Origin of the sequence: Streptomyces sp. NPDC002055, from assembly GCF_040296705.1 — a bacterium.
Lineage (GTDB): Bacteria > Actinomycetota > Actinomycetes > Streptomycetales > Streptomycetaceae > Streptomyces.
This window is the reverse complement of record NZ_JBEOXS010000116.1, coordinates 1-7,127: the sequence shown is the minus strand read 5'-3', so window position 1 is coordinate 7,127 and position 7,127 is coordinate 1. Positions and strand designations below refer to the sequence as shown.

Annotated in this window: 4 protein-coding genes; 1 reads left to right on the top strand and 3 read right to left on the bottom strand. The window is 74.7% G+C overall.

Features of this window, described 5'->3' with window-relative positions; translation table 11 throughout:
- Window positions 1–91: 91 nt before the first annotated feature.
- On the bottom strand, window positions 92–1,081 hold the full coding sequence (locus ABT112_RS34380) for a hypothetical protein (protein WP_351515741.1): 990 nt from the start codon (window positions 1,079–1,081) through the stop codon (window positions 92–94).
- A 511-nt stretch (window positions 1,082–1,592) separates the two neighbouring features.
- On the opposite strand from ABT112_RS34380, the gene ABT112_RS34375 reads away from it, so the two are divergent.
- On the top strand, window positions 1,593–4,901 hold the full coding sequence (locus tag ABT112_RS34375; protein ID WP_351515740.1) for a helicase-associated domain-containing protein: 3,309 nt from the start codon (window positions 1,593–1,595) through the stop codon (window positions 4,899–4,901).
- A gap of 20 nt (window positions 4,902–4,921) precedes the next feature.
- On the opposite strand, the gene ABT112_RS34370 is transcribed toward ABT112_RS34375, so the two are convergent.
- Window positions 4,922–5,596 (bottom strand): RloB family protein, encoded by a 675-nt coding sequence (locus tag ABT112_RS34370; protein ID WP_351515742.1) that lies wholly within the window; start codon window positions 5,594–5,596, stop codon window positions 4,922–4,924.
- Window positions 5,517–6,983 carry an AAA family ATPase gene (locus tag ABT112_RS34365; protein WP_351515739.1) on the bottom strand — a complete coding sequence of 489 codons (1,467 nt, stop codon included), beginning with the start codon at window positions 6,981–6,983 and terminating at the stop codon, window positions 5,517–5,519. The genes ABT112_RS34370 and ABT112_RS34365 overlap by 80 nt, the downstream gene beginning before the upstream one ends.
- Window positions 6,984–7,127 lie beyond the last annotated feature (144 nt).

The following is a 7,127-nucleotide window of genomic DNA, read 5'->3' as shown; positions in this document are numbered from 1 at the left end:
CTGCGCTCTCCTCCCTCCGCCTTGCGATCGCACGCACCGGACACCTCCGGCCCCGCCCTTCGGGCGGACGACGCTACTTTCGAAACACGCCCTAGTTGCCCCGCGGCCGTCGCCTCGCCCGCCACACCAGGAAGAGCGCGGAGGCGACGGCCGCCGTGCGCAGCGCCACCGGCCAGGTCTCACCGAGCGCCGCGGCCATCCCGTCCTTCGGGACGGGCTCCCCCCAGCGCCCCTCGACCCGCCCCCACAGCCAGACGACGGCACTCGCCGCGACCAGCCCCGGCAGCCCGACCGCGGCGAACTTCGCCTCGATCCGGGACAGTCGGCGCGTGCCGTACGCGACGACCCACCCCAGGCCCAGCAGCACCAGATTCCCCAGCACGGCCCCCGCCACCAGCAGCCCGGCGGCGATCACCAGCAGCGGACTGAGCGGCGCCCGCGTCTCCTCCCGGCGCCGCGCGACCACCCGCCGCACCAGCCCGGCCCCCCGAACCCGCGGGACCGGCTTCTCCTCCGCCTTGGCGGGCTCCGGGGCGCTCTCCACCGCGGCGCGCTCCGGCGGTTCGAGCATCTCGGGGATCTCGATCCCCCCGCTGAACCCCGGAACGGACTGCCCCGGCCCGCCGAACGGCCCCGGCTCGACCCGCCACCAGTCGGTGACCGGCACCCGCGGCCCGAGCTCGTCCTCCCCCGCCAGATGCGGCGGCGCGGCACCGGACGCCTGCCGCTGCACGGGCACCTGGGGCTTCACCAACGGCACGGCGGCCGGCGACGGAACGTCGGGCGCCTCCCCCGCACCGCCCACCACCTCGGCGGGCGTACCCAACTTCCCCAGAATCCGCTTCACCGCCGCGGGACTGTCGGCCCCGCCGGCCCGCTGCTGCTCGATCTCCGAGCGCAGCCGGGTGACCAGCCGCATCCGGTCCCCGGACGGCATCTGCTGCTGCTGAGCCAGGTCCCCGACCCGGCTCAGATAGTCGAAGACGACCCGATCGCTCTCGATCCCCACCAAATCCCCTGCGGGCGCGCACTGGTTGACGACCTCCTCGACGGTACCGGCTCCACCGCCGATTGCCCCCATGGCACACGCCCCGGGACAACGAGGGTCCGCAACCACTCGCACACTCAACGGCATACGACGGGCCGCAGGGGGCCGCCGCACGCAAGGGATGGGAGCGCAGAGCTGGACGGACATGACGGCGCGGTGCCACCGGGCCGGTGGCCCGAACACAAGAAGGCAGGGGCGCAGCGCCGGGTGAACGCAAGGGGGTGGGGGCGCAGGGGTGGGGGGTTCTGGAAGCTGCCGGATATTTGTGGCCCCCCGGGCCGTAAATATCCGTTCCAGAACCCCCCACCCCGGAGCCCCCACCCCCGAAACCCACCACACACCCGCACCCGCACCCGCACCCGCACCCGCACCCGCACCCGCACCCGCACCCGCACCCGCACCCGCAGAACCAACGACGCCCCGCACCCGAAAACCACACCCCATCCCCACACCCCATCCCCACGCCCACCCAGCCGGCGCCACGCGGCGCCCCCACAACGCCACCCCCGTCCCCACCCCCCGCGGAGCGGCTATCGTGGGGCGGATGGCCGACAAGCGGAACCGGGAGGAGCGCGTGCCGACAGACCCCCGCCGCCGCAGTACGGGCGCCGCCACGGGCAGCTCCACCAGGACCGGAACCCCCGCCACCGGTACCCCCGACTCCACGCAGGCCCCGGGCACCGGCACCGGCACCGGCACCCCCGTCCCCGGCACCTCCAGCGACACCGGCACCCCCACCGCACCCGGCACCCCCGGCACCCCCGGCACCCCCGGCACCCCGGAAAACACCACCACCCCCCGAACCCCCCGAACCCTCGCCGAAGAACTCCGCACCCGCCCCGACCCCGCCCTCGCCACCCTCCTCCGCACCCGCCCCGACCTCCTCTCCCCCGTCCCCGGCGACCTCACCCAGCTCGCCACCCGCGCCGGCACCCGCGCCTCCGTCGTACGGGCCCTGGAACGGCTCGACCGGTTCGCGCTGCAGACCGCCGAGGCGCTGGCGATCGCCCCGGACCCCTGCCCGTACCCCACCCTCCTCGGCCTGATGGCGGGCGACTCCGGCGACGAGGTCATCGAACGGGAGCTGCCCCGCGCGCTCACCACGCTGCGCGCCCAGGCCCTGGTCTGGGGCGGGGAGGAGCGGCTGCGCCTGGTCCGCACCGCCCGCGAGGTACTGGCCGGCGGCACCGCACTCGCCTCGTCCGGCACGGCCGCACCCGCCCTCCCGGGCCACACCTCCCCCACCGGAGCAGGACGACCCGCCACCGGAGCGGGACGGCCCGTGACCCACGCAGGACGACCCGTCGGCGCGGCACGTCCTCCCGCTGGGCCAGCACGGACCAGCCCCACCGGCCTGGGCCCGACCGTGGCCGAGGCGGCCACCGGGATGTCCCCCGGCCGGCTCCAGGAGATCATCGCCACGGCGGGGCTGCCCGCCACGCACGACCCGGTGACCGCGATCGACGCGCTCACCGCCCTGTTCGAGGACCGCACGCGGATGGCGGCGCTGCTCGCCGAGGCCCCGGAGGAGTCCCGGGAGACGCTGGCCCGCCTCGTCTGGGGCCCGCCGTTCGGCACGGTCCCGGCGAACCCGTCGCCGCAGGTCCGCTGGCTGACGGCCCGCGGTCTGCTGCTTCCCACCGGCTCCGGCACCGTCGCCCTGCCGCGCGAGGTCGCCCTGCATCTGCGCGACGGCCGGGCCCACCGCACCCCGGAGCCGCTGCCGCCCGCGCTGGAGCCGGTGGCCGAGCACCGGCCGGGCGTGGTGGACGCGACGGCGGCGGGCCAGGCGTTCGCCGCGCTGGGCGTCGTCGAGGACCTGCTCAAGGCGTGGGAGCTCGGCGGGCCCGGGGTCCTGCGGGCCGGGGGCATGAGCGTCCGCGATCTCAAGCGGACCGCGACCGCTCTCGACACCGACGAGCCGACGGCCGCGTTCTGGCTCGAACTCGCCTTCGCCGCCGGGCTCCTGGCGTCCGACGGCGAGGCCGACGAACGGTTCGCGGCCACCCCCGCGTACGACGAGTGGCTGCGCCGGCCCGCGGAACAGCGCTGGTCCGCGCTGGCCGCGGCCTGGCTGACCGCGACCCGCACGGCGGGCCTGGTCGGCGGCCAGGACGCCAAGGGCCGCACGCTCTCCGCGCTCGGCCCGGGGCTGGACCGTTCACCGGCCCCGCACTTCCGCCGCCGCACCCTCGAACTGCTCGCCATGCTCCCGGACGGCGGAGCGCCGCAGCCGGACGCGGTCCTGGCCCGCCTGCGCTGGGAGCACGGCGCCCCGGCCCGCCCGGGCGAGGCCCCGGGCCAGGAGTCGGGCCCGGGCCCGACCGGACACCCGCACCAGTACGCGCACCCCCACCCGCACCACCACCCCCACCCGCACTCCCACCCCCACCCGGACGACCTCCGCTCCCGGATCGCCCGCTGGACCCTGGCCGAGGCCGAACGCCTCGGGGTCACCGGCCGCGGCGCGCTCTCCGCCCACGGCCGGGCCCTCCTGGGCACACCGACGGCACCGGGAGAGCGGGGCCCGGAAGCATCGGTCCTGGGCGAGCCCACCCCGGGTCAGCCCACCCCGGGCAGCCCCGCCACAGCACGGACGGAACCGGCCAGCGGCGCGGGCGACACGACGAGCCCCACCACGGCGAGCCCCACCACCATCGTGACCGGCTCGTCCCCGGCACCCGGCAAGGACGGCACAACGGCCAGCGCCCCCACCCCGGGCGACGCCGACGGCCGCATCCCACCCCAGCCGACCACTGCGAGCACCCCCGCCACCGGCCCCACCACCCCGGACACCGGCACCGGCACCGGAAGCGGCACCAGAAGCGGCAGCGGCAGCGGCACGCCCTCGGCCACCGAGACGCACCCCGCCGAAGTACACGCCGCAGCGGCCATCGCCGCCGCCCTGCTCGCCCCCAAGCTCCCCGAACCGCTCGATCACGTCCTCCTCCAGGCGGATCTGACGGCCGTGGCGCCGGGCCCCCTGGAGCGGCCGCTCGCCGAGATGCTCGGAGTGCTCGCCGACGTCGAGTCCAAGGGCGGCGCGACGGTCTACCGCTTCACCCCGGGCTCCGTCCGCCGCGCCCTGGACGCCGGACAGACCGCCTCCGACCTGCACGCCTTCCTCACCGAGCACTCCCGGACGCCCGTCCCGCAGCCGCTCAGCTATCTGATCGACGACGTGGCCCGCAAGCACGGGCACCTGCGCGTCGGAGCGGCGTCGGCGTACATCCGCTGCGACGACGACGCCCTGCTCGCGGAGATCCTCGCCGACCGGCGGTCGTCGGGGCTGCGCCTGCGCCGGCTCGCCCCCACGGTGCTGGCCACCCAGGCACCGCCCGACCAACTCCTGGAGTGTCTGCGGGACATGGGCTACGCGCCGGCCGCCGAGTCGGCCGAGGGCGACGTGGTGATCACCCGGGCCGACGCGCACCGCACTCCGCCGCGTACCGCGCCCGCCCCCGTCCAGGGCGGCCCGCCCGTCCCCGACGCCACGCTGCTCACGGCCGCGGTCAAGGCGATCCGCGCGGGCGACCTCGCCGCCACGGCCGTACGCAGGCCGGCGGCCGCGCAGGCGCCGGAGCCTCGGGAAGGCGCCCCGTCCGACGGCGGCCGGCTGCCCCGCACCACCTCCGCCGAGACGCTCGCCACGGTGCAGGCGGCGGCTCTCACCAGCAGCGCGGTGTGGATCGGCTATGTGAACGCCGACGGCGCGGCCAGCCAGCGGGTCATCGCCCCGGTGCGGGTGGAGGGCGGCTTCGTCACGGCCTACGACCACACGGCCGACGAGATCCGCACCTACCCCCTGCACCGCATCACGGGCGTCGCAGAACTCGCCGACGACCCGACCTGACCCCCGGCCCGGGGGCCGCATCACCGCTTCCCGGCTCTCCCGTTCCGCGCGTCCCGCAAAGCCTCGACCAGGACGTCGACATCGGTCCAGGGGTTGACCGTCCAGGGATTCACCGCCCTCGGATTCCCCTCGCGCTCCGCCTCCGCACGGGACCGCAGACGCTCCGCCCTGGACTGCGCCACGCCGTGGAGTGCCCGGAGCGATGCGTAGTCCAGATGCTTCCGGGCCGTCGAATACCCGGCGCAGCCCGGTTCGTTCTCCAGCAGCCGCTGCGCCTGTCCGGACGCGAGGTAGGCGGTGATGTCCTTGAAGTGCAGCAGGATCCACAGCTCGAAGCAGGGGTTGCTGAGCGCGACACTGACCGCGCCGCGCCGGGCGAGCCGCAGGGCATCCCCCAGTCCGGGGTGCGGCACCGGCGCCTCGACATCCACGACGCACCACACCTCGTCGTACGCCGTGTAGCGGTCCTTGGCGCTCCTGGGCGCTCTCGCCTGGTGCTCGATGGCCGCCTGCACCAGGGACTTCGGCTCGCCGTGCACTCCGCCCATGCAGAGCTCCACCGGCAGGGCCCGTAACTCCGCTTTCAGCCCCTTGAAGTACTGGGTCTCCGTGCACTCACCTTCGCAGTAGATCAGGAATCTCCGCTGTTCCGGACGGTTCCCCTGCTTCCGGCCGAGAGGCTTCCCCCGTCGCACCGTCACCCCCGCTTCCCTTCCCACTCGCCGCGGGTCCTTCGCTCCCCGCGGATTCTTCGCTGCCCGCGGGCCCTTCACTCGGCGCGGCCCCCTCACTCGCCGCGGCAAGGCCCGCCAGCAGATCGCTGTCGAAGTGCGGGACCGCTCCGTAACGGCCCCCCAGATACCGCTTCTCCAGGTTCTCGATCGAGTCCCGCACCGAGAACTCCGTCAGCGGGAAGAGCCGGGTCGCACCGGTGTCGTAGTCCTTCTCCGTGAACCACAGCTGGTCCCGGAAGAGTTCGGTACGGGAGTTCCTCCCGAGGAGCGACGACTCATGGGTGCTGAAGATCAGTTGTGCGCCGCGGCGGTTGGTCTCCGGCGACTGGAACATCCCGACCAGGGCGTCCGTGAGGTGAGGGTGGAGCCGTGCGTCGAGTTCGTCCACGCACAGCACCGCACCGCGGATCAGCGCCGTGACGACCGGGCCGAGCAGCCCGATCCAGGTGCGGGTGCCGCTGGACTCCTCGCCGAGCCGGAGCGTGAACGTCCCGTCGGCGGTCCGGTGCTCCACCCGAACGCGGTCCCCGAGCGGCGCCTCCACCTTCACCCGGTCGCCGAGCACCTCGCGCAGCGCCGCGAGCACACGCTCCTGCTCGTCGACGACCTCTTCGCCGGGCTCACGGATCTCCAGCCCGCCGACGCCCAGGTCGGCGAAGCGCAGCAGGTCCATGAGCGGCGCCCGGTCTCCCCGCTCCCGTTCGGCCAGGCACAGGCTGACCGTGTGGTCCAGCCGGTGCTGGAAGTCGCTGTCGGTGGCGACCGTCAGGTCGTTCCGGAACCACGCGTAGATCGTGCGCAGCAGGTCGTGCCCCTGCGCTGCCGCGACCGAGAGATAGAGACTGTTCGGCCGCAGGAGGTCGGCGATGACCTTCCGCCGCCCGGTGAGCCCGCGGCCGAAGCTGACGGGCTCGTCCCCACGCCGTTCGTAGAGCCGCCGGGGCTTGCCCTCGGGGTAGGCGTAGAGCCACTCCTCCAGTACCCGGTCGTCGTCCACGGTGAAGCCGAAGGCGTAGCGGACGCCGTCCAGCACGAATTCGACCTCGTAACCGCTCGGCGGGAGCGAGGCGCCGCTCCGGAGGGCGAAGGGGCGCCGGGGCACTCCGCCGGACGGGTCCCAGCGCTGGAACGACGCCAGGACGGCGGTGCGCATCCACACCAGGGCGTCGATGACATTCGACTTCCCGGAGGCGTTCTGCCCGTAGATCGCCGCCACCGGCACGACCCGATGGCGGCTGCGGGGCACCTCCTGCTCGGCCCGTTCGTCGTGCCGGTCGTCCGCGACGAGGGTGAGTTCCTGCTCCTCGCGGAGCGACGCATGGTTCGTCACCCGGAAGCGCACCAGCATGCCGGCCTCCCCGGCTCGATGGAACGTGTCGTTTTGCTGTCTGTATCGTCAAGTCTTGTAGGTAAAAGAGGGGCAAAAAAAGAAAGGGTGTGCGTTAATCCAGGAGGAGGTGCGGGGGCGCCCCCCCCCCCGGCCCGCCCCCCC

What these genes read in the sequence shown, in the direction of transcription:
- ABT112_RS34375 (WP_351515740.1), top strand. Translation starts at nt 1,593, where the DNA reads ATGGCCGACAAGCGGAACCGGGAGGAGCGCGTGCCGACAGACCCCCGC.
- ABT112_RS34365 (WP_351515739.1), bottom strand. Translation starts at nt 6,983, where the DNA reads ATGCTGGTGCGCTTCCGGGTGACGAACCATGCGTCGCTCCGCGAGGAG.
- ABT112_RS34380 (WP_351515741.1), bottom strand. Translation starts at nt 1,081, where the DNA reads ATGGGGGCAATCGGCGGTGGAGCCGGTACCGTCGAGGAGGTCGTCAAC.